This is a genomic window from Cupriavidus sp. 8B, assembly GCF_054589115.1.
The window spans coordinates 20,605-42,461 of the sequence record NZ_BAAILO010000286.1; the positions used below are offsets into that span (position 1 = coordinate 20,605).

20 protein-coding genes are annotated in these 21,857 nt (G+C 67.6%); 10 read left to right on the plus strand and 10 right to left on the minus strand.

Annotation, left to right across the window (positions count from 1 at the left end; translation table 11 throughout):
* Positions 1-357 precede the first annotated feature (357 nt).
* Both ACYP5B_RS27965 and ACYP5B_RS27970 read right to left on the minus strand, forming a co-directional pair.
* Entirely contained in the window at positions 358-2,028 is a 1,671-nt protein-coding gene (locus ACYP5B_RS27965; RefSeq protein ID WP_459571863.1) for an amidohydrolase, read from the minus strand.
* 89 nt (positions 2,029-2,117) lie between these two features.
* Positions 2,118-3,650, minus strand: a complete 1,533-nt coding sequence (locus tag ACYP5B_RS27970) for an amino acid permease (RefSeq protein ID WP_459571864.1) — start codon at positions 3,648-3,650, stop codon at positions 2,118-2,120.
* A 345-nt stretch (positions 3,651-3,995) separates the two neighbouring features.
* On the opposite strand from ACYP5B_RS27970, the gene ACYP5B_RS27975 reads away from it, so the two are divergent.
* The gene (locus tag ACYP5B_RS27975; protein ID WP_459571865.1) at positions 3,996-4,868 is read left to right on the plus strand and encodes a mechanosensitive ion channel family protein; all 873 of its coding nucleotides are present in this window, start codon (positions 3,996-3,998) and stop codon (positions 4,866-4,868) included.
* A 157-nt stretch (positions 4,869-5,025) separates the two neighbouring features.
* Positions 5,026-6,111 (plus strand): Zn-dependent alcohol dehydrogenase, encoded by a 1,086-nt coding sequence (locus ACYP5B_RS27980; protein WP_459571866.1) that lies wholly within the window; start codon positions 5,026-5,028, stop codon positions 6,109-6,111.
* Positions 6,112-6,125: 14 nt separating this feature from the next.
* Here ACYP5B_RS27980 and ACYP5B_RS27985 read toward each other — a convergent pair whose 3' ends face one another.
* The 3 genes from ACYP5B_RS27985 to ACYP5B_RS27995 all read right to left on the minus strand — a co-directional run bounded on the left by ACYP5B_RS27985 (position 6,126) and on the right by ACYP5B_RS27995 (position 8,928).
* Positions 6,126-6,695, minus strand: coding sequence for a hypothetical protein (locus tag ACYP5B_RS27985; RefSeq protein WP_459571867.1), 570 nt, complete (start codon positions 6,693-6,695; stop codon positions 6,126-6,128).
* A 134-nt stretch (positions 6,696-6,829) separates the two neighbouring features.
* On the minus strand, positions 6,830-8,230 hold the full coding sequence (locus ACYP5B_RS27990; protein WP_459571868.1) for a carotenoid oxygenase family protein: 1,401 nt from the start codon (positions 8,228-8,230) through the stop codon (positions 6,830-6,832).
* Complete coding sequence (locus ACYP5B_RS27995; protein WP_459571869.1) at positions 8,227-8,928, minus strand: TetR/AcrR family transcriptional regulator; 702 nt, start codon at positions 8,926-8,928, stop codon at positions 8,227-8,229. The genes ACYP5B_RS27990 and ACYP5B_RS27995 overlap by 4 nt, the downstream gene beginning before the upstream one ends.
* Before the next feature lie 235 nt (positions 8,929-9,163).
* Between ACYP5B_RS27995 and ACYP5B_RS28000 the strand changes: the two genes are divergently transcribed.
* Entirely contained in the window at positions 9,164-10,093 is a 930-nt protein-coding gene (locus tag ACYP5B_RS28000) for a LysR family transcriptional regulator (protein WP_400099191.1), read from the plus strand.
* A gap of 15 nt (positions 10,094-10,108) precedes the next feature.
* On the opposite strand, the gene ACYP5B_RS28005 is transcribed toward ACYP5B_RS28000, so the two are convergent.
* Positions 10,109-10,618 carry a DUF6630 family protein gene (locus ACYP5B_RS28005; RefSeq protein WP_400099189.1) on the minus strand — a complete coding sequence of 170 codons (510 nt, stop codon included), beginning with the start codon at positions 10,616-10,618 and terminating at the stop codon, positions 10,109-10,111.
* A gap of 77 nt (positions 10,619-10,695) precedes the next feature.
* Positions 10,696-11,385: an ArsR/SmtB family transcription factor gene (locus ACYP5B_RS28010; protein WP_318238029.1), complete on the minus strand. Its 690-nt coding sequence runs from the start codon at positions 11,383-11,385 to the stop codon at positions 10,696-10,698.
* 74 nt (positions 11,386-11,459) lie between these two features.
* On the opposite strand from ACYP5B_RS28010, the gene ACYP5B_RS28015 reads away from it, so the two are divergent.
* The 4 genes from ACYP5B_RS28015 to ACYP5B_RS28030 all read left to right on the plus strand — a co-directional run bounded on the left by ACYP5B_RS28015 (position 11,460) and on the right by ACYP5B_RS28030 (position 15,111).
* On the plus strand, positions 11,460-12,566 hold the full coding sequence (locus ACYP5B_RS28015; RefSeq protein WP_459571870.1) for a cytochrome P450: 1,107 nt from the start codon (positions 11,460-11,462) through the stop codon (positions 12,564-12,566).
* 36 nt (positions 12,567-12,602) lie between these two features.
* Positions 12,603-12,977 (plus strand): antibiotic biosynthesis monooxygenase family protein, encoded by a 375-nt coding sequence (locus tag ACYP5B_RS28020; RefSeq protein WP_400099185.1) that lies wholly within the window; start codon positions 12,603-12,605, stop codon positions 12,975-12,977.
* A gap of 7 nt (positions 12,978-12,984) precedes the next feature.
* On the plus strand, positions 12,985-13,740 hold the full coding sequence (locus tag ACYP5B_RS28025) for a sulfite exporter TauE/SafE family protein (protein WP_459571871.1): 756 nt from the start codon (positions 12,985-12,987) through the stop codon (positions 13,738-13,740).
* A gap of 261 nt (positions 13,741-14,001) precedes the next feature.
* Positions 14,002-15,111, plus strand: coding sequence for an extracellular catalytic domain type 1 short-chain-length polyhydroxyalkanoate depolymerase (locus ACYP5B_RS28030; RefSeq protein ID WP_459571872.1), 1,110 nt, complete (start codon positions 14,002-14,004; stop codon positions 15,109-15,111).
* A 13-nt stretch (positions 15,112-15,124) separates the two neighbouring features.
* Here ACYP5B_RS28030 and ACYP5B_RS28035 read toward each other — a convergent pair whose 3' ends face one another.
* Positions 15,125-15,430 carry a 2Fe-2S iron-sulfur cluster-binding protein gene (locus ACYP5B_RS28035; RefSeq protein WP_459571873.1) on the minus strand — a complete coding sequence of 102 codons (306 nt, stop codon included), beginning with the start codon at positions 15,428-15,430 and terminating at the stop codon, positions 15,125-15,127.
* A complete protein-coding gene (locus tag ACYP5B_RS28040) occupies positions 15,427-16,056 on the minus strand; it encodes an IMPACT family protein (protein ID WP_459571895.1) in 630 nt (209 codons plus the stop codon). The genes ACYP5B_RS28035 and ACYP5B_RS28040 overlap by 4 nt, the downstream gene beginning before the upstream one ends.
* Before the next feature lie 309 nt (positions 16,057-16,365).
* On the opposite strand from ACYP5B_RS28040, the gene ACYP5B_RS28045 reads away from it, so the two are divergent.
* Positions 16,366-18,354: a PhoX family protein gene (locus ACYP5B_RS28045; protein ID WP_459571874.1), complete on the plus strand. Its 1,989-nt coding sequence runs from the start codon at positions 16,366-16,368 to the stop codon at positions 18,352-18,354.
* 77 nt (positions 18,355-18,431) lie between these two features.
* Here ACYP5B_RS28045 and ACYP5B_RS28050 read toward each other — a convergent pair whose 3' ends face one another.
* Positions 18,432-19,628 carry a DJ-1/PfpI family protein gene (locus tag ACYP5B_RS28050; RefSeq protein WP_459571875.1) on the minus strand — a complete coding sequence of 399 codons (1,197 nt, stop codon included), beginning with the start codon at positions 19,626-19,628 and terminating at the stop codon, positions 18,432-18,434.
* Positions 19,629-19,744: 116 nt separating this feature from the next.
* Here ACYP5B_RS28050 and ACYP5B_RS28055 point away from each other — a divergent pair, with 116 nt between their 5' ends.
* Positions 19,745-20,758, plus strand: coding sequence for a GlxA family transcriptional regulator (locus ACYP5B_RS28055; RefSeq protein WP_459571877.1), 1,014 nt, complete (start codon positions 19,745-19,747; stop codon positions 20,756-20,758).
* A gap of 107 nt (positions 20,759-20,865) precedes the next feature.
* Positions 20,866-21,483, plus strand: a complete 618-nt coding sequence (locus ACYP5B_RS28060; RefSeq protein ID WP_318238250.1) for a DUF938 domain-containing protein — start codon at positions 20,866-20,868, stop codon at positions 21,481-21,483.
* Positions 21,484-21,857: the final 374 nt, after the last annotated feature.

Consider the following 21,857-nt stretch of genomic DNA (forward strand, 5'->3'; position numbering starts at 1 on the left):
CAGCCCCTCTCCCGCGCGCGGGAGAGGGGAGCACGACCACACAGATCCGGCTTTGTCAGCAGTCTGGGGCCGGCCTTGCGCCGGCCCTTCTTCTTTGCACTCGCCCCCCCGGGGCTCCTTTTGAGGGCGAGAGCAGCAAGGCAAGCCAGCGTCGCGGTGCCTTACGCCGTGAGGGAGAAGAAATCGGGATTGCGAATTCCTGCGGAGGTCTCACGTCAATTTCCGCTAGGCGCCAAGCGATGCAACATAGGTAGCATCGCACGCGCGGGACCATGATTGCGGGGTCAAAGTGGCGACGTGCGGGGCCCGCGACGCGAGCCCCGCGGCTGTCCTCAGCCTTGTGGCATCAAGTTCCGCTCAGGGCTTGTCGGCCTGCGCGTACACGCGTTCACCCGCCACCCATGTCTGGGTCACGCGGGTCTTCCAGATCTCGGCCGGCGCCACCTTGAACAGGTCCTGGTCGACCAGGATGAAGTCGGCCCACTTGCCCGGCTCCAGCGAGCCCAGCGTCTTTTCCTGGTGCTCCGCATAGGCGGCGTCCAGCGTGAAGGCGCGGAAGGCCTGGGTCAGGGTCATGGCTTCCTCAGAATGCCAGCCCTTGATCGGGCGGCCTTCGTGGTCGGTACGCGTGACCGCCGCGTGCAGGCCGTAGAAGGGATTGGCAGACTCCACCGGGAAGTCCGAGCCGCCGGCGATCACGGTGCCTTGCTTGAGCATGGTCTGCCAGGCGTAGGCGCCCTTGATGCGTTCCTTGCCGATGCGGTCCTCAGCCATGTTCATGTCGCTGGTGGCATGGGTGGGCTGCATCGAGGCGATCAGGTCGAGCTGCTTGAAGCGCGGGATGTCCGGCAGCGCTACCACCTGCGCGTGCTCGATGCGGTTGCGCAGTTCGCGGCCGCCGACTTCCTTGTAGGCAACTTCGATGGCGTCCAGCACCTGGTGGTTGGTGGCGTCGCCGATGGCGTGCACGTTGACCTGGTAGCCGGCCTTGATCGCCGTCTTGACGCTGGCTTGCATGGCCGCGTCGCTCATGAACAGCAGGCCGCTGTGCACGTGGTCATCCGAGTAGGGCGCCATCAGCGCCGCGCCGCGGCTGCCGAGTGCGCCGTCGCCGTACAGCTTGACCGCGCGCAGGTAGTAGCGGTCGTTGCCGTAGCCGGAGAGCGGGCCCTTGGCGGAGAGCGCCTTGAAGTCGTCGCCGGTGTCGCGGATCATGCCGTAGATGCGCGTGGTCAGCTTGCCCTGGTCGGCGAACTCGCGGTAGATGCGGTCCTCCTGCGCGGTCACGCCGGCGTCGCCCGCGGCGGTCAGGCCGAGCGCGTTCATGTGCGCCAGCGCGGCGGCCAGCGCGGCGCGGCGGTCGTCGTCCGAGTACGGCGGGATCACGTTGTTGACCAGCGCCATGGCCTTGTCGACCAGCACGCCGGTGGGGTTGCCGTTGGCGTCGCGCTCGATGCGCCCGCCCGACGGGTCCTTGGTGTCGCGCGTGATGCCGGCGGCCTGCATGGCCTTGGTGTTGAGCCAGGCGGCGTGGCCGTCCACGCGCACCAGGCGCACAGGGCGGTCCGACACGGCGGCGTCCAGTTCAGCCGCGGTGGGGAAGCGGCCCAGCTTCCAGTTGACCTGGTTCCAGCCGTAGCCCAGCAGCCACTTGCGCTGCGGGTTCTTGTCACCGTAGGCGCGGATCATGCCCTGCGCTTCCTGCAGGTCCTTGGTACCCGATAGCGAAATCTCTGTGGTCTTGAAGCCCAGGCGGAACACGTGGCCGTGTGCGTCGATCAGGCCCGGCAGCAGGGTCTTGCCCTGGCCGTCAATACGCTTGGCATCCGGGTATTGCGCGCGCAGCGCGGCGGCGTCGCCGGTGGCCAGCACCTTGCCCTGGTCGAACACCAGGCCGGTGAAGCTGGCGACATGGTCGTTCTTCAGGGTGTAGCCCTGCACGGATTCGATCAGGGTAGGCCCGGCGTGGGCCGACATCGTGAAGCCAACGGCGGCTGCCAGCAGGCTCTTGCGGATCGCGTGTTTCAAATCAACTCTCCTTGTTGTTGTAGTACAGCGCTTTGGTTTTCTTATGTGCTCTCAGGATTTACTGCTTGCTGCTTGCTACGGGCTGCTCATTATTCGCCGGTCGCCGTGGCGGGCAGGCGAGCGCCAACCGTCTCGCTCCGGGCGGGCGGCAGCGGCGGGAATTTCATGTCGGCATAGCGCACGAAGCGCGTCTTGCGCACGATGCGGTAGCCCAGCCAGATGGCGAGGAAGATCGGGATGCCGATATAGGTGGCGGTCACCGCCACCCAGTCGATCTTGCCGTCCATGAAGGCCTGGTAGTTCTGCCCCAGCGTGACGATCAGGCACAACGCAAAGGCGAAGATCGGGCCGTATGGGAAGAAGGGCGAGCGATACGGCAGGCGGGAGAGGTCCAACCCCTGCGCCACAAAGCCGCGGCGGAAGCGGTAGTGGCTGATGGCAATGCCGAGCCAGGCGATGAAGCCCGTCATGCCCGACAGGTTCAGCAGCCACAGGTAGACCGACTTGCTCTCGAACATGGAGGTCAGGAAGCACAGCGCGCCCACCGCGGTGGTGGCCAGCAGCGCCGCCAGCGGCACGCCGTTGCGAGTCAGGCGCGCGAAGAGGCGCGGTGCGCGGCCTTCGGTCGCCAGGTTGTAGAGCATGCGGGTGGAGGCGTACATGCCGGAGTTGCCGGCCGACAGCACGGCGGTCAGGATCACGGCGTTCATCACCCCGGCGGCAAATGCCAGTCCCGCATGGCGGAACACCAGCGTGAACGGGCTCACGCCCACCGTCTCCACATCGCTCTTGAGCAGGCTGGGGTCGGTGTAGGGAATCAGGATGCCGATGATCAGGATCGCCAGCACATAGAACAGCAGGATGCGCCAGAACACCTGGCGCACGGCGCGCGGGATGTTCCTGGCGGGATCGGCCGATTCACCGGCGGCCACGCCGATCAGCTCGGTGCCCTGGAAGGAAAAGCCGGCGATCATGGCCACGCCGATCATCGCCGGCAGCCCGCCGACGAAGGGCGCGTCGCCCGCCGTCAGGTTCACCAGCCCCGCCGGCACGCCTGCCGTATCGCCGTGCAGGATGCCGAAGATCATCAGCACGCCGATGACGATAAAGGCGATCACTGTCACTACCTTGACCAGCGCGAACCAGTACTCGGCCTCGCCAAAGCCGCGCACGGAGATGGCATTGAGCAGGAACATCAGCGCGAGGAACAGCACGCTCCACAGCAGCCCGGGCGTATCCGGGAACCAGTACTGCATCACCAGCTGCGCCGCCGCCAGCTCCACGGCGATAGTCACCGCCCAGTTGTACCAGTAGTTCCAGCCCAGCGCGAAGCCAAAGCCTTCCTCGACGTAAAGCGCGCCGTAGGTGGCGAACGATCCCGACACCGGCATGTACGCCGCCAGCTCGCCCAGGCTGGTCATCAGGAAGTACACCATGGCGCCGATCAGGATGTAGGCCGCCAGCGCGCCGCCCGGGCCGGCCTGCGCGATGGTGGCGCCGGAGGCCACGAACAGCCCGGTGCCGATCGAGCCGCCGATGGCGATCATGGTGAGATGGCGCGCGCGCAAGGTGCGGCGCAAGGCGGGTGGCGGAGGGTGGGAGGCGGGTTGCTGGCTGGTCATGGATAAGAGGAATTGGAGCGCTGAAGCCGTATGTGCCGGCGTGGCCCGCATTGACTGACGCTGCCGGCGCTGCCGGCGCTGCCGGCATCCGACCGGGGCCAGCCGGCATGACGCTGGATAAGCGGAATAAGCAGGATACGCAGGATACGCAGGATACGCAGGATACGCAGGATAAGCGGGATACAAGGCAAGACATTTACCGGCTGGTACATTGGGCGGCATCATAAGAGAAAACGCCGCCCGGGGAAAGGCGCGGGGCCGGGCCGCGGCAGGTTTTGCGCTGGTTGCAGTGCGGCATGGCTAGAATCTGGGGTTTGCATCCTCGCGGTATCCGGACCAATCCTCATGAACCTGCCCTTCAACGACAGCTATCTTCTACACATCGCGCTCAGCGTCGGCATCGTGCTGGCCGGCATGCTGGCCGTGAAGTTCATCAACCGCTTTTTCCAGGCCCGCCAGCAGGCGGACAAGGACAACCGCGGCAGCTATCGCACCTGGACCGTGGCCTCGCGCAATGCCGTGGCCGCGGTGGTGTTCCTGTTGCTGTTGGGCATCTGGGTGTCCGAGCTCAAGAGCGTGGCGATCTCGCTGACCGCCTTCGCGGTGGCTCTCGTGATCGGCGGCAAGGAACTGGTGATGTGTTTCCTTGGCGCCTTCCTGCGCATGATGGCGCGCCCCTTCCAGCTCGGCGATGTCGTGGAGATCGGCCCGCATTCCGGCGAGGTGGTGGACATGGACGCGCTCACCACCACGCTGGTGGAGATTGCCGGCGCGCGCCAGTTCACCGGCTCCACGGTGCAGATTCCCAACAGCATGTTGCTGACGGTCGCCGTGCGCAACCACTCCCAGGCGGGCAAGTACACCCTGGACACGCTGCGCATCCCGTTGCCCGAGAGGAGCGACCCGGACCGTGTCGAGGCAGACCTGATCGCGATCACGGAGGAGGTGTGCGCTGGTTTCCTGGCTGAGGCCCGGCAAAGCCTGCAGGAATACGGCGGCTCGCGCTTTCTCGATCTCTCGCAGTTCGAGCCGCGCGTGATGTTCGAGGCCATGGCGGCGGACCGGCTCGATGTGCTGGTGCGGTTCCCGGTGCCGGTGGCCTCGCGGCTGTCGATCGCGCAGCAGATCCTGCGCAGGTATCACCAGCAGCGCAACGCGGAACTGGCGGCAGCGGAGCCCGCGCCCGCGCAGCAGGACAAGGCGGCGTCGCATTCCTGATTCTTGAGCGTCTGGCCGGGCGGCAGGCCGGGGGCGGGAACCGTTTTATGGCTTCACTGAACGGCGTTTCGGTTGTATGGTAGCCGTGCCGCCGCCGTTGCCGGGGACGGGAGTCGTAGCGAATTGTGTCGAACGATATCGAACAACGAGGAGACCCATGAAAGCCGCTGTCCTGCATCAACCGAAGACCCCGCTTGTCATCGAAGACGTCGCCATCGGCAAGCCGGGCCCGCACGAGGTGCTGCTGCGCACGGCGGCGGTGGGCGTTTGCCACTCGGACCTGCATTTCCTAGATGGCGCCTATCCCTTCCCGATGCCGGTGGTGCTTGGGCATGAGGCGGCCGGCGTGGTCGAGCAGGTGGGTTCCGAAGTGCGCACGGTCAAGCCCGGCGATCATGTGATCACCTGCCTGTCGGCCTATTGCGGCCATTGCGAGCACTGCCTGACAGGCCACCTGTCGCTGTGCGTGGAGCCCGACACCAAGCGCCGCGAGGGCGAGGAGCCGCGCCTGCTGGCCAATGGCGCGCCCATGAACCAGTTCCTGAACCTCTCCGCCTTTGCCGAGCAGATGCTGATCCACGAGCACGCGCTGGTGGCCATCCGCCGCGACATGCCGCTGGACCGTGCCGCGCTGATCGGCTGCGCGGTGACCACCGGCATGGGCGCGGTCATCCACACTGCCCGCGTGAGCCCGGGCGAGACCGTGGCGGTGATCGGCTGCGGCGGCATCGGCCTGGCCACCATCAATAGCGCGGCCATTGCCGGCGCGGGCCGCATCATCGCCATCGACCGGGTGCCCGGCAAGCTGGAGCTTGCCAAGCAATTCGGCGCAACCGATGTGATCAATGCGGCTGACGTGGATGCGGTGGAAGCCGTGCGCGAGCTTACCCGTGGCGGCGTGCACCACGCGTTCGAAGCCATCGGCCTGAAGCAGACCGCCGAGCAGGCCTTCTCCATGCTGCGCCGCGGCGGCACCGCCACGGTGATCGGCATGATCGCGCCGGGCGTGAAGATCGAGATCAAGGGCACGGACTTCCTGGCCGAGAAGCGCATCCAGGGCTCGATGATGGGTTCCAACCGCTTCCCGGTGGACATGCCGCGGCTGGTGGATTTCTACTTGTCGGGCAAGCTCAAGCTGGACGAGCTGATCTCGCGCCGCATGCCGCTGGAGAACATCAACGAGGCCTTTGACGAACTGCGCCGCGGGGAACTGGCGCGCTCGGTGATCATGTTCGAGCATTGAAGCCCGGCGGCGGCCTAGGCCGCCGTCTCACCCGCCGCGGCTTCGGCCGCCCGCCGCACGGCCGCCGGGTAGCGCACCGTGAAGATGACGGCGCCGGCGAACGCAGCCACCGTCGCCGCCACATCGACCCACAACGGGATCGCGCTGACGTATTCCGCCGCCGCGTCGGCGGCCACCATCACGGCCAGGGCGGCGGCCCACGCCAGTGTGATATGCCGGTTCACCGCCAGGAAGCGCGGCGAATCCCAGTATTCCTTGGGTACCTGCTCGCGGGCATATTGCAGCGTGAACGGGCGTCCGATCGCCAGCGAGACCAGCACGATCGCCAGCAGGCCGGCGTCCACCGCGAGCCGCACCGTGGCCACGGTCCATTGAGGCGCGGCGATGACGGTATAGAGCAGCAGCAGCGCGAACAGGGCCAGGCTGCCAAGCTCCAGCACCTTGAGCGATTCGCCGCGCCGCCACATGCGCAGGCACAGGAACAGCGATACGACGAAGGCCGCGGCCAGGCCGGCGAGCGGCGAGATGCGCCGCATCGCGATAAAAAAAGCGACGAACGGGGCAAATCCAATCAGCATTCCCATGCTGCTCTCCTTGAGTCGGTGTTGCGGCCCGGATCATGCCCGGCCGCCAGGCAGTGGACGTCGATGGATGTCAGGGCATGTCTCGATGCGTGTCTTGGTGCGTCTCTTGTTGCTTGTGGTGTCGTGTCGCGGGCTCAGTCCGCGCCGTGCCAGTTGCCGTGGAAGCCAAACGGCACGCGGTGCGAAAGCTGTACCGTGGCAACCGGTCCGTCGGCCACGCCGCCGGCGTCGAACACCACCAGGTCGCTGCGGACCTCGGCGCCTCGGTAGACGGTGGCCAGCAGCCAGCCATCGCCTTCGGCGCTGTCGGCCGCGCGCGGCACGAACACCGGTTCGGAAAAGGCATCGCCCGCGGGCAGCTGGTAGGTGGCGCGCTTGCCGCTGCGCATGTCCAGATGGGCCAGGCTGTCGTAGCCGCCGCGCTCGCTGCCCTCATGCCGGCGGAAGACGTAATAGCCATGGTGATAAGGCAGCGTGGAGAAGCGCTCATCGAAGCGCGGGAACTCGCCCGCCGTGTCGTCCAGGTACTCGCGCGTGAAGGTATCCGACTTGCCGGCCATGTCGAAGGTCCAGCGGCACAGCCGCGCGCCGACGCCGGTGCCGCTGCCGTTGGGATTGAAGATGGGGGAGGATTCATACTGCATCACGTCGGCGATGACCTTGTTGCCGGCGTCCCAGGCATTCATCACATGGAACACGTAGCAGGCCTCGCCGCGGAACCAGCGCATCTGCGCGGTGCCACCGTTGCGCGGCATGATGCCGATGTGCGAGCCCTTTTGCGGCTCCCACGCGTAAGCCGGCTCGCCGCGCATGGCGCGCTCCATGCTGCCGGTGAGCGGCAGGATGGGAAACAGCACATGCTTCTGCGTGACCATGAAATCGTGGACCATGCTGGGGAACGGCGCTTCGAAGTGTTCGAGGCGCTGCAGCTGCCCGTTGCGATCCACCACGCCGTAGCGCATGCCGGGGGTGAAGGGGCCGTCGGCCGAGTACGCGAAGAACACCATCTCGCCGGTCACCGGGTCCACCTTGGGGTGCGCGGTCATGGCACCGGTGAGCTTGCCGCCGTAGTCGACGTCGCCGCGCGTGGCGAGGGTCTCGGCGTCCAGCTCCACGGGCAGGTCGGCCTCTTCCAGCGCCAACAGGCGCCCGGCGTGACAGAGGATATTGGTGTTGGCCACGCCGTCGTTCTGCCCGAGCACCGACGGATCGGTGGTGGCCGGGTTGCCCCAGCTGCCGAACAGCGCCTGCCCCGCGGCCTGCTCGCGCTGGAATTTGTTGGTGCGCACCCAGCGGTTGCGGTAGCGCACGCGGCCGTCCTCGATATGGAAGGCGTGCACCATGCCGTCGCCGATAAACCAGTGGTACTGCGCATCGCGCGGGGCGTACTGCGGGTTTGGCCCGTTGCGGTAGAGCGTGCCGTGCAGCGCGCGCGGCAGCTCGCCCAGCACCGGCAGGTCGGGTGCGTCGCACTCCATCAGGATGGGGGCGAAGTTGCCGCTGAGATAGGGGGTGGACGGGAACGGCTGGCTCATTGGGTGCTCCTTTTGCTTTGCTGCCGGGTTGGCTTCGGCGTAGCCGGGGGGATGGGTTCACTACTGGCTTCGTGACCCGCTTCGTGACCGGCTTCGGGTATGGGCACGCGCATGCCCGAAGCCAGCAGCCGCAACATCTCGGCGTGAATGACGCGGAAATCGGAGTCGCCGGGCAGCTTGCCGGCCAGGCGCAGCATCACCAGCCCGTGGATCGAGGCCCAGATCACATAGCTCAACACCTGCGGGTCGCCATGGATCAGGCCGCGCTCCACCATGGTCTCCAGGTGCGCGCTCATGGTGCGGCGCGCACGCGAACCGGCGCGTTCCAGGTCCGGGTAGCGGTCGTCGCCCGGCTGGGTCATGTCGAACATCAGCCGGTAGGCGTTGGGCTCGGCAAAGGCAAAGGCGAGGTACGCCTCGCCCACGGCGCGCGCGCGCTCGCGCGGCTCGGCAACGCTGGCACCGGCGGCCTCAAGGGTGGCGGCGAAACGGTCGAACGCCGCCGTGCGCACCGCCGCCAGGATGTCGTCCTTGTCCTTGAAATAACGGTAGGGCGTCATCGGGCTGCAGCCCAGTTCCTCGGCGAGCTGGCGCATGCTCACGCTGGCCACGCCGCCTTCGGCGAAGCGCCGCTCCGCTACCGTGCACAGGCGGGCCTTGAACGCGTCGATCTCTTCCTGGGTGAGGTTTCTTGCCATGTCTGGTGGATTGAGGCGATGAGTACGTGTGCTGATTGATACATTCGCCATCCGCTTCAACGATGCTTCGGCGACGATAATTTACAGTGTATATTTACGATGTAAATAATCAAGGAGAGATTTGGAGGCATATCTGCCCGTTAGTCGCCAGCGCGTCATTGTTCGCCGTATGGGACAATCCCCTGCATTGACGCGCACTGCTCACGCTGCGCGCCATGGGCAACGGGGATGGCGCATGAAGACGATCGAATGGAAGGACTGGGAGATTTTCTGCCGGGTGGTGGAGGGCGCCAGTTTTACCAAGGGGGCGGAGTTGGCCGACGTACCGAAGTCATCCGCCAGCGCGGCGGTGTCGCGGCTGGAAGTGCAGTTGGGCGTGCGCCTGTTCGAGCGCACCACGCGCCGCGTGCGGGTGACCGAGCGGGGCCAGCAACTCTATGACCGGGTCGCCCCCCTCTTTAACGAACTGCGCGAGATCAGTGCCGAGGCGGTGTCGGTCAGCGAGCAGGTCAGTGGCACCCTGCGCATCTCCACGCCCTACGAGGTGGGCTCCCTGCATATCTCGCCCAGCCTTACGCTGCTGCTGCGGCTGCATCCCGAGTTGCGCGTGGAGGTGGACGTGAGCTGGGAGCAGCCTGACCTGGTCGAGCAGGGCTACGACCTGGCTTTCGTGATGACGACTACCGGGTTGCACGACAGCTCCTTTGCCAGCAAGCGCGTGGTGCGGATCGAGCGCGCCTTCTTTGCCGCGCCATCGTTGATCCGCGCGCGGGGCTTGCCGCGCACGCCGCAGGAGCTTGCCGGCTGGCCCATGCTGGGCGATGCCGAGGACCGGCGCTGGGAATTCCTGCGCGATGGTGTGGAGGTGGCCAGCATGGCAGTGGAGCCGCGCATGCGCACGCAGAGCGCGGAGATCCGCCTGAAGGCCGCGACGGATGGCCTGGGCGTGGCGCGGCTGTCGCCGCGCTATGCGCAGGATGAGCTGGAGCAGGGCCGGCTGGTGCGGGTGCTGCCGGCGTATACGTCGTCGCCGCTGAAGGTGTTTGTGCTGATGCCCGCGCGCAAGTTGATGCCGGCCAGCGTCAGGGCATTCCTGGAAGTGCTGGAGCGGACCTTGGGCAGCACGGACCGGCCGGGCGCGGTTGGGGTCGGGCTGACCGGCTGATCGGCCCCTGCTGGCTCAATACGGCTGGTCGCCGGTCCTGATCTCCAGGCCCAGCGTTTCGGCCACGGTGGTCATTTCTTCGTCATCCTCGCCGCGGGCGATCCAGCCCGCATAGGCATCGCCATCGGTGTTCCAGTTCCAGAGCGTGATGCCGGCCAGTCGCAACTGTTCATGAGCCAGTTCCATCAGTTCCGGCACGCTGGCCTTCTCCAGGAACGCCTCGTCCTCCGGATCCTCCACGCCCCAGTCCAGCTCGATATCGACCCTGGCGCACAGCTCGTCCATGCAGCTGATGAAGGACGTGGCGTCCTTCCAGTCCACATAGAAGCCCGCTTCCCAGTCGATCACGTCCTTCAGGATCCAGAGCAGCTCCTGGCCTTCGACCGCATCCGCGTCGTCCGAGTTGGCGAGGGCTTCGTCGAACAGCATCTGGTGCTTCTCCACCATGGCTGCGTCGTCGAAGTTGATCAGCTCGATCAGGCGCCAGAGCGCCTCGCGCACCTCGTCATTCAGTTCGTCGCTCATCGCATCAGCCCTCCATCGGTGCGGCGCCGGCTCGGCGCATTGAAAACGGTAAAAGGTATCCAGGCCCGCGCGAACGCTCAGCCGGCAATGCGCAGGATCTCGCGTTGCCCGCGCGGCGTCACGCGCAGCGCGCGCGATGTGGCCGTGGGCTCGATCCAGCTGTGGGCCATCATGCTCTCAAGCAGCGCCGCGCCAAGCGCGCCGCCAAGGTGCGGCTTGCGCTCGCTCCAGTCGGGGCAGGTGCAGGCAAACTGGCGCCGCTTGCGGCGCGCGAGATCCAGGTCCACGCCAAGCTGCACCATGCCCGCACTGCCGCTGTCGGTGAGGTCCACCGCCGTGCCGTCCACCACGATCCAGCTGGCATGCGACATGCGCTCGAACAGGGAAACCGCTAGCTCGCCCGCCAGGTGGTCATAGCAGGTGCGCGCCTGGCGCAAGGCCGCCGGCGCGGTGCGCGATGCGGGCACCGCGCGCACGCGCGGCGGCTGGCTGGCCAGCGACGCGCTGGCGAGCGCCTCGATGGCTACGCCGATTTCCGGCGTGGCGAGCCGGTAGTAGCGATTGCGGCCGCGCGTCTGCACGGCGAGCAGGCCGCCTTCACTGAGGCGCGCAAGGTGGCCGCTGGTGGACGATGCCGACAAGCCGGCTATGGCCGCAAGTTCGCCCGCCGGGCGGGCGCTGCCGTCCATCAGCGCCCACAACATGGCGGCCCGTCCCGGGTCGGCAAGCAGGCCGGCCATCTGGCTGATGCTGGGAGCGTATTCCATAGTTCATTCCGCGATGAAACAACGATCGCAGTATAGACGCATACTGCCCGTTATCAACCTCGTTGCCAACCGCCATGCCGATGCCCCCCGATCCGCTAGCCGCCGTGACCCATCCCGATCCGGCGCCGTACTACCGCACCCTCGCCGCACAGCGGCCCTTCTATCGCGATGAAGCGCTCGGGCTTTGGATCGCCGCCGGCGCCGCCGAGGTGGAGGCCGTGCTGGCCCATCCCGCCTGCCGCGTGCGGCCGCCCGCGCAAGCCGTGCCGCCAGCGCTGGCAGGCAGTCCGGCCGGCGCGTTGTTCGGCGGCTTGATCCGCATGAACGATGGGGATAGGCATGCGCCGCTCAAGGGCGTGCTGCGCAAGCGCATGGCGTGCCTGGAGCTTGCCGGCATGGGCTCGCGCGTCTCAGCGCTGGCGCGGGAGATGCCGTTCGATGCCACCCAGCCCGGTGCCTGCGTCAACCGCTGGATGTTCACCTTGCCGGTGTTGGCGGTAGCCGATGCACTCGGCTTGCCGGTGACCGGCAAGCCTGGCGTAGCGGGGCAGGTGGCGGCCTTCGCGCGGGCCATGTCGCCGCTGGCCACAGCGCCGGAGATTGCCGAAGGGAGCGAGGCCGCCGCCTGGCTCCAGGCGTGGATGCGCGCGCGCCTGTCATCCGAGTCGGCGCTGGACACGCTGGTGCAGGAAGCGTTTGCGGCTGGGGTGGCACAGGAGATCATTGTCACCAATGCCATCGGCCTGCTGATCCAGGCGTGCGAGGCCACCGCCGGCCTGGTCGGCAACATGCTGCTGTGCCTCGGCCGGGATACGTCCCATGAGCGGGAGCTGCCCGCGTTGGACAGCGTGGCCGCGCGCGTGCTGCGGGAGGATCCGCCGGTGCAGAACACCCGCCGCTTCCTGGCTGCCGATGCGCGCTTGTGCGGGGCGGACCTGAAGGCGGGCGATGCGGTGCTGGTCGTGCTGGCGGCCGCCTCGCTTGAAGAGAGCGAGGCGGCGACGCCTGCGCCCTGGACCTTCGGGCGTGGCCGTCACGCGTGCCCAGGCGATGCGCTGGCGTGCGCGGTGGCGCAGGCCGTGGTGGCCGCGCTGCTGGCGCGTGGTGCGGATGCGGCGTCGCTGGCGCGCGCATTCCGCTATCGGCCCTCGGTCAACGCACGCATTCCGCATTTTCTGTGAAGCAACGCTAAAAGCGACAATCAAAGGACCCCCACCATGATCGCAGTCATCTTCGAAGTCGAGCCCGCCGAGGGCCGCAAGGACACGTACATGCAGATCGCCGCGCAACTGCGGCCTACGCTGGAGGCGATCGACGGCTTTATCTCGGTGGAGCGCTTCCAGAGCCTGACCAACCCGGGCAAGCTGCTGTCGCTGTCGTTCTTCCGCGACGAGGCCGCGGTCATGGCGTGGCGCAATACCGAGGAGCATCGGCTGGCGCAGTCGGCCGGGCGTGGCGGCGTGTTCGCGGGCTATCGGCTGCGCGTGGCGCAGGTGCTGCGCGACTACGGCCTGAACGAACGCGACCAGGCGCCGGCGGACAGCCGCGCCGTGCATGCCCCCATTGCGGCGCCCACGTCGCCGGCGGAGTGAAGGGGACATGGAATCGATTTTCCTGAATGGGCAGACCACGCTGATCGGCTTCACCTTCTTGCTTGCCGGCCTGGTCAAGGGTGTGGTGGGGCTTGGGCTGCCTACCGTGGCGGTAGGGCTGCTGGGGCTGGCGATGCCGCCGGCGCAGGCCGCGGCGCTGCTGGTCGCGCCATCGATGGTAACCAACGTCGTACAGCTCTACACCGGGCCGCGGCTTGGCGAACTGGTGCAGCGGATGTGGCCCCTGCTGGCTGCGATCTGCGTGGGCACGTGGCTGGCTGCCGCGCTGCTGCCGCCCAGCCTGATGGTGCATGCCACCGCATGGCTGGGCGTGGCGCTGGTGCTGTACGCGGCGCTGGGGCTGGTTGCCTTCCACCCCAAGGTGCCGACCGCCGCCGAGGGCTGGCTGGCGCCGCTGATCGGCGTGGTCACCGGCGCGATCACGGCGGTCACGGGCGTGTTCGTGATTCCGGCGGTGCCGTATATCCAGGGGCTGGATCTGGACCGGGAGACGCTGGTGCAGGCGCTCGGCTTGTCGTTTACAGTGTCCACCATCGCGCTTGCGGTGAGCCTGGCGATGAACGGCGCGCTGCTGCACACGCCGGTGCTGGGGGCATCGTTGCTGGCGCTGGTGCCGGCGCTCACCGGCATGTTCATCGGCCAGTGGCTGCGCCATCGCATCAGCGCGGCGCGCTTTCGCAAGCTGTTCTTTTGCGGGCTGCTGCTGCTCGGGGCCGAGCTGGCGCTGCGTGGGTTTTTCTGACCGGGCGGGAGGCGAAGGCGCACGCCTTCGGGGGTGTGCGCGCTACCTGCCGGTGCCGCTACCGGGTGCGCGCCGCGTCGTGCTGTAGGAATGCACCGACGTGGCGCGGTTCGCACGGAATAGGGCTGACAGAGCATCCTTGCGCGCGGCATACTGGCTGCTGCGCTGCAGCGAAACACTGTGCATCCACGCGAGATGTGCCTTGGAGGCAGCGCTTTCCCGCAACCCCGCGCTGGAGATGCCGCCAATGGCATATCGCCGATGACACGACGCAAAAGCAGCGGCACCAAGCTCTGGAATACGTTGAGCAAGATCGCCACCCGCAATGTCCGGCGCGCGCAGCGCACGGTCACGAAGTCCGCGATCCGCTCGGCGGTCAAGCAGGGCGAGGCGATAAGCAAGGCCGCGCAGCGTGTGCTGACCGGCGTGGCCTCGCCGGTGCCAACGCCGATCAGCCGCGGTGGCGGACGCTGGGAGGAAGGCAGCTGGGGGCTGGGGCCGCTGGTGCAGCGCCGTTACCGGGTGTTTATCCCGCCGGGGGTGAGCGCCTCGCGCCCAGCGCCCTTGCTGGTGTTGCTGCATGGCTGTGGCCAGGACACGGCCAGCTTTGCGGCTTGCACCCGCGCGGCTACGCTGGCGCGCAGCGCGGGCTGCGTGGTGCTGATGCCGGAGCAATCGTCGCAGGCCAACGCACAGCGATGCTGGAACTGGTTCCGCTCGGCTGCGCGCGTGGTAGCCGAGGCAAGCTTGTTGATGTCGATCGTCGAGCATGTCTGCCAGCAGCATCCGGTTCGCCGTGAACGCGTCTTTGCGCTTGGCTTGTCGGCGGGCGGGGCCATGGCGGTGATACTGGGGCTGCGTTACCCGGATCGCTTTGTCGCTGTCGGCTCGCATTCCGGGGCGGTGCCGCTCAGCGCGTCCAACGCCGCGCAGGCGGCGCGGGTCATGCACGGCAAGGGCCATCCCGACGTGGACGCGGCGCGGTTTCAACTGGCGGGGCGCCGCCCGCCGCCCTTGCTGCTGCTGCACGGCGATGCCGATCGCGTGGTGCACTTCGACAACGCGCTGGCCTGCGCCGCGCTCTGGCAGCAACTGCTGGCGCAGCCACCGCTGCTGGCAAAGCCGCGCCGGGTCCAGCGCGGCCAGCGCCGTCCCTACAGCATCTTTCCCTGGTCGAGCGAGGGCGAGCCCTACATCCGGCTGGTGCGCATCGAAGGGCTCGGGCACGCGTGGAGCGGTGGCCCGTCCAGCCAGGCCTTTGCCGATCCGTCCGGTCCCGATGCGTTACGTATCGCGTGGCAGTTTTTTATGCAGTGCCTGGAGGCGCGCGAGCGCGCCGCGCCAAGGCGGGTGCGCAAGGTGGCTGCCTGACGCCTATGCCGCGCTAGGGTGCCTGCGGCGTTTCCATCACCACGTCGCTCTCGGGATACGCCACGCACGGCAGGATATAGCCCTCGTCGCGCTCGTCGTAGCTCACGCCCGGCCACGCGATGCGGTAGCCGATCCGCCCGGAGGACAGCCGGCACAGGCAGGTGCGGCAGGTGCCGTTGCGGCAGGAGCTGGGGAATTTCAAGCCGGCCTGCAACGCGGCTTCGAGCAGCGTCTGCGTGGGCAGGGCGGGAAAGGTGCTGCCCTGCGGCTCCAGGCGCGCGACAAAGGCCACCGGGGCCGCGCTGGTGCCGTTGCTCATGACTGCCCCTCGTCCTTGCCCTCGTCCTTGGCCTCGTCCGCTTCAGGAAAGCGCGCACGGCCATGGGTGGCGTCGCGCAGCGCCGCCCGTGCCGGTGCCAGCAGGCTGGCCGGCAGCCGGATGGTCAGCCGGGCAGCCGCGCCGTGTTCGGCATGTGCCAGCACGTGGCTCTCCTGCTCGATCCAGCGGCGCACGCGCGCCTCGTCCGCGTAATCCACCTCGGTAGCCAGCTCGGCATAGGCGATGCGCTCGATGCGCTGCGCATCCTTGAGGGCCACGGCAATCGCGTCCGTATAGGCCCGCACCAGCCCGCCCGCGCCTAGCTTGACGCCGCCGTAATAGCGCACCACGGCCGCCAGCACGCCTTCCAGCTCATGGTGGCGCAGCACTTCCAGCATGGGCCGGCCGGCGGTGCCGGATGGCTCGCCATCGTCGGACATGCCCGACTGGCCCCCCGCGAGCAGCGCCCAGCAGACATGGGTGGCGGTGGCGTGGTCGGCACGCAGGCGCGCCACTTCGGCCATGGCCGCGGCGCGGTCGGGCACGGGCAATGCATAGCCGATGAAGCGGCTCTTGCGGATTTCCAGGTCTGACTGGACGGGAGAAGCGAGGGTGTAGGTCGGCACGGGTTGGGCCGCGTCACGGCGCGCCATGAGCGGCGCCGGCGGGCGGAAAGCTAAAGGAATCGGGGCCCCGGGTTGGGGCCTGCGCCAGTGTACCGCAGCCGCCCCAGCCGCCCCAGCCGCCCCAGCCGCCCGGATTGTGCGAGAGGCCTCCTGGATGTCTGCAAGTTAAGTCAGTTTCAACAGGCTGTAACAAATCATTCATAGGATGCGTGTCGGCCTGAACGCTGCGCGGTTGTCCCCACGAGCGCGCGGCACGGCAGCGCACCCGCGCGCCGCCCAATCATTCACATAACGAAACGGGAAAGAAGAATGCTCGACAAACCGGACGCATCCCGCCGCAAGGCGCTTAAATTCCTGGCCGGCGCACCCATGCTGCCGCTGGGCCTTGGCGCTACCGCCTTCCTGGTCGGTTGCGGTGGCGATGGCGACGCAATAGCCGCTCCGGCGCCGACGCCCGTCACGCCTGCCGGCGCCACGTTTACGACCGCCGAGTTCACCGGCATGGCGGCGCCCACGCTGAACAACGCCGCTGCGATGGCTACCACCACGGTGGGCTCAAGCCTGAAGGTTTCGTTCAGCGACGGCAGCAGCCAGACCTACAAGCTGGCCTACCAGCCCTTCTTCGTCACCGGCGACATGGTCCCGGACGGCAAGGGGGGCAGCATCCTCGCCGGCGGCTATTTCGACATCAACAACCAGCCGATCATCGACAAATCGGTGGCCGGCAAGGAACGCCAGTTCTACTCCGACTCGCCCGACGGCACCTCGCTGCTCAAGATCGACGGCGCCAAGGTGGCCGGCGTGAAGGGCAACACGGTGTTCGCCGTGGTCCAGTTCGAGTACACCACGCGGGACCAGTCTGGCGCGGATGCCTATGGCCGCCTGCCGTCCCCGATCGGCGTGCTGACGCTGGACCAGGACCCGGCCACCGGCAAGCTGACCCTGGTCAAGTACCACAACGTCGACACTTCGGCGGTCAATGGCCTGTGGATTACCTGCGGCGCCAGCCTGTCGCCATGGAACACACACCTGTCCAGCGAGGAGTACGAGCCGGACGCCTTCACGGCCAGCACCAACGCGCAGTTCCTGGCGTTCAGCAAGAGCCTGCTCGGCACCTCCAGCGTCGTGGCCAACCCGTACTTCTACGGCCACATGCCCGAAGTCACGGTCAATCCCGACGGCACCGCCAGCATCAAGAAGCACTTCTGCATGGGCCGCATCTCGCACGAGCTGGTGCAGGTGATGCCGGACAACCGCACCGTGCTGATGGGCGACGACGCCACCAACAGCGGCCTGTTCATGTTCGTGGCCGACAAGGAGAAGGATCTGTCCGCCGGCACGCTGTACGTGGCCAAGGTGGGCGCGGGCTTTTCCATCGACCCGGCCGCCGCCGGCGCCGACCTGACGTGGGTCAACCTGGGACACGCCACCAGCGCTGAAGTCGAAGCCATGGCCAAGTCCAACCTGCCGACCGACATCATGGACGTGCGCACGATCGACCCCGCGGACGCCAGCTTTACCAAGATCTTCATCAGCGGCACCGCCAACTGGATCAAGGTCTACCCGGGCAAGGAGAAGGCCGCGGCGTTCCTGGAAACCCACCGCTACGCCTTCCTGAAGGGCGGCAGCATGGGCTTCACCAAGATGGAAGGCACCACCGTCAACATCAAGGACAAGGTGGCCTACTCCGCGCTGCAGAACATCCAGGACTCGATGGTCAACGGCAACACCGCCAAGGGCTGGAACGCACAGAGCGGCATTTCGGTGCCGGCGGCGCTCAAGGCTGGCGGCGTGATGCAGCACAACCTGACCGGCGGCCAGAAGGACCTGGACGGCGCGGCCATCAACAGCGAATGGGTGCCGGTGCACACCAAGGCGCTGATCGTGGGCAAGGACACCGCCGCGGACGCGCTCGGCAACCTGGCGGATCCGGACATGATCGCCAACCCGGACAACCTCAAGTTCTCGGAAAAGCTGCGCACCCTGTTCATCGGCGAGGACAGCAGCCAGCACGTCAACAACTTCCTGTGGGCCTACAACGTAGACACCAAGAAGCTGTCGCGCGTGCTCTCGACCCCGGCCGGCGCGGAATCCACCGGCCTGCACGCGGTTGACGAGATCAACGGCTGGACCTACATCATGAACAACTTCCAGCACGCCGGCGACTGGGGCAGCCTGCACGCCAAGGTCCAGGCGACGCTGGATCCGCTAGTGCGCGCCAACTACAAGGACCGCTTCGGCGCCGCGGTTGGCTACCTGACGGCCGAGACCACGAGCGTCAAGACCAGCAAGGCGTAAGCGCGGCAAGATAGCGCGGGATAGCTTTTTCCCATGCGCCGCAAAGCCCCCGGTGACGTTGTCATCGGGGGCTTTTCTTATTCCGAATCCGAATCCGGATCCCGATCCCGCCTGGTAGCTGGCTCGCGGGGACGGGGATACTCCAGTTGCAGGGCGACGAATTGCGCGGTGGCGCGACCGTAGCGGTCCTGGATTCCGGCCAGGGCGGCATCCAGCGCCGCCGCCGGCAAGCCGGCGTATGCCGGCAAGTCATGGCGGCCGGTCGTGCTGGTGGCAGTGGCGTCGGCCTCAAGCCAGAGTCCCCGGCGCGAGCGCAGTGTTGCCGCCGTGCCCAGCGCCAGTGCCTCGGAGCGGTAGGTGCGCGACCAGGCATCCGCCTGCAGCGCCAGTGCGATCTCGTCGAAGCCCGGTGCCACCGCGATGCCGATGGATTCGTGCCGCCACCAGGCGAGGCGATTCGAGAGCGCAATGCCGATGCTCGCTGCGCCCAGCTTGAAGGGCGCGGAGTCGTGGAGCGGGCTCCACTGCGCCACGCCGAGGCGTGCCGCGGTGGCCACCGCCACCTGCCTGCCGGAAATCGCCTCGACCAAGGCCAGCGACAGCGGCAGAGACGCCGTCACGCCGCTAGAGGTGACAACGTTGCCATCCGCCAGGTAACGCCTGTCGCGCACCCAGCGTGTGGCTGGAAATTTCGCGGCGACACTGCGCATGGCATACCAATGTGTCGTAGCCGAGCGGCCATCGAGCAACCCGGCATTGGCGACCACGCGTGCGCCTTCGCAGACCGCCACCACGAGCGCTCCCCGCTCCGCCTGCGCGCGCAGCCACGCCAGCGTGGCGGGCGTGTCGTCGCTATGCATCGCCGGCACGATCACGATATCCGCGCCCGCGGGAAAGGCCGCGTCGAAGCCCGCCACCGACAGGTCGGCCCGCACGCGCAGGGCCGGCATCAACGTGACGGTGCCTGCATCTGTCGAGACGGCATGCACGTCGGCCACGTCCGCCTCTTTCAGTACCGCGAAGGGAATCACGAAATCGGTCACCTCGGTGCCGGCGTTGTCGGCCAGCACCGCGACCACCGGCCGCGCCCGCCCGGCCTTGGGCGCCGGCAGGGCGATCGTCGCCGGCATGCCTGGCGGCGACGCGGCTGCGGCGTGACTGGTTCCCGTGGGCGCGCTCGAGGCGGGAGGATGCACGGCGGGCTTGAGGCAACCGTAAAGCGAGCAGATGCACAGCGCGAAGGCGGCAAGGCGGGTCATGATGGCGTAGTGCATGGTGTCCTCGGTTGGTGCGGTTGGTGCGGTTGGTGCGTTTTGCGCCAGGTGCGCATAGCTCGAACATACCTCCCGATGGGGCTGGCAAAAAGGCCAGAATTGCCGCATTCTTTGCCATGGCTTATCTACAGCGAACAACACGAAAGGTGGTAGTGCTCGGCTTCGAGGGCGTCCAGTCGCTCGACGTGGTGGGGCCGATGGAGGTCTTCGCGGTGGCGAACCTGCATAGTCCCGCGGGCCGCAAGCCTTATGAGGTCAGGCTCGCCACGCAGGCCGGCGGCGAACTTGGGACGCATGCCGGCCTGCGCCTCGCCGGCGCGGTTGCGCTTGCCGACTTGCCGGAGCGTATCGACACGCTGGTGGTCGCGGGCGGCAGCGAGCAGAGCCTGCGCCGCGCCGCCGCCGACCCGGACCTGCTGCTCTGGCTGCAGGCTCGCGCCCGGCATACGCGTCGCATCGCCAGCGTTTGCACGGGGGCGTTCATGCTGGCCGCGGCCGGCTTTCTAGACGGGCGCCGTGCCACCACGCACTGGAATGCGTGCGGCTTGCTGAAGGCGCTGTGCCCGGCGGTGCAGGTCGAGCCTGACGCGATCTTCGTAGCCGATCCACCTTTCTACACATCGGCCGGGGTGACCGCCGGCATCGACCTGTGCCTCGCGCTGGTCGAGGCCGATTGCGGCCCCGAGCTGGCGCTGGCGGTGGCGCGCGAGCTGGTGCTGTTCCTGCGGCGCCCTGGCGGGCAGTCGCAGTTCAGTACCGGCCTGCGGCTGCAGGGGAGTGCCACGCCCAGGCTGCGCGCATTGCTGGCGGCCATCATCGACGACCCCGGGGGAGACCTGAGAGGGCCGGCGCTGGCGGCGCGCGCGGGCATGAGCGAACGGTCGCTCGCGCGGGCATTCGCCAGGGAGACCGGCGAGCCGCCTGCCCGCTTTGTCGAAGGTGCGCGCGTGGAGCGCGCCAAAGCCCTGCTGGAGGGTTCGGGCTGGCCGCTGGAGCGCATTGCCGAGCGCGCCGGCTTTGGCAGCGTGGACGCTTTGCATCGCGCCTTTCTCAAGCGCATCGGCGTCACCCCCGGCGAATACCGGGAACGTTTCGGGCCACCGCCTCGCGGGCCGGCGCAGGCGAGTTAGGGGCGGGCGCCGCCATGCCTGCTACGCTTGCGGTATTGAGCCGCGGGGCCAATGCGCCCTTGCAGCCCAGACCCGGACCCAGACCCCAACCCTGCAGGAGCAACAAGATGCCGAACCAAGACGGCCAACACGACGCGCGCCGCATGGCGCCGGCCACCGACCGCAACCGCGACGCCATCCTGGCGGTGCTGCGCAGGGTCTTGCCGCAGAACGGCCTGGTCCTGGAGATCGCCAGTGGCACCGGCCAGCACGCCGCCTATTTCTCCGCCGCGCTGCCGGGGCTGACCTGGCAGCCGAGCGACCCGGACGCTGCAGCGCGCGAGTCGATCGCGGGCTGGGCCGAGCACGCCGGGCTGGCCAATGTGCTCGCGCCGCTGGTGCTGGACGTGCGCCAGCAGCCCTGGGGCATCGAGGCTGCGCAGGCGGTCGTCTGCATCAACATGATCCACATCGCACCGTGGGCGGCGGCCGAGCAACTTTTCGCCGGCGCCGGGCGCTTGCTGCCCGCCGGCGGCGTGCTTTACCTGTACGGCCCGTATCGGCGCAACGGCGAACATACCGCGCCGAGCAATGCCGCTTTTGATGCGCAGTTGCGCAGCGCAAACGCGGAGTGGGGCGTGCGCAATATGGAAGACGTGATGGCGCTGGGTGAGGCCGAGGGCTTTCGCATGGACGAGCCAATCCCGATGCCGGCCAATAATTTCAGCCTGGTATTCCGAAAATAGGAGCCGCATCGCCAAATGCCGGCGGATTGAGCCGCGTGCAATGCGTGGCCGAAATTCGACAAACCGGGTTTGAGGAATGGCGGAGCGTGGGGTTAAGTTCTCGCCGAATTGTCGTTTGGCGCGCCAGCTTAGGCGTTGGCTTAAGACGCGGCGAAAGTCTTGGCGGGCAATGGGGAAAATGACGGGCGAAGCCAGGCGGCGCTAATCGGGAAATGCCGATCGGCCAGGGCTGCCTGAAAAAAACGGGGACGTTGACTGGAGATGTCCGGCCGGCCCTGCAGGGCGCCAGCCGGTTCGCACAAAAGTGGTGCGCGGCGGGGACCGGAGCACCGCGCGGATTACCGCGCGCATGTCCGGGCCACCTGCCGCGCTGG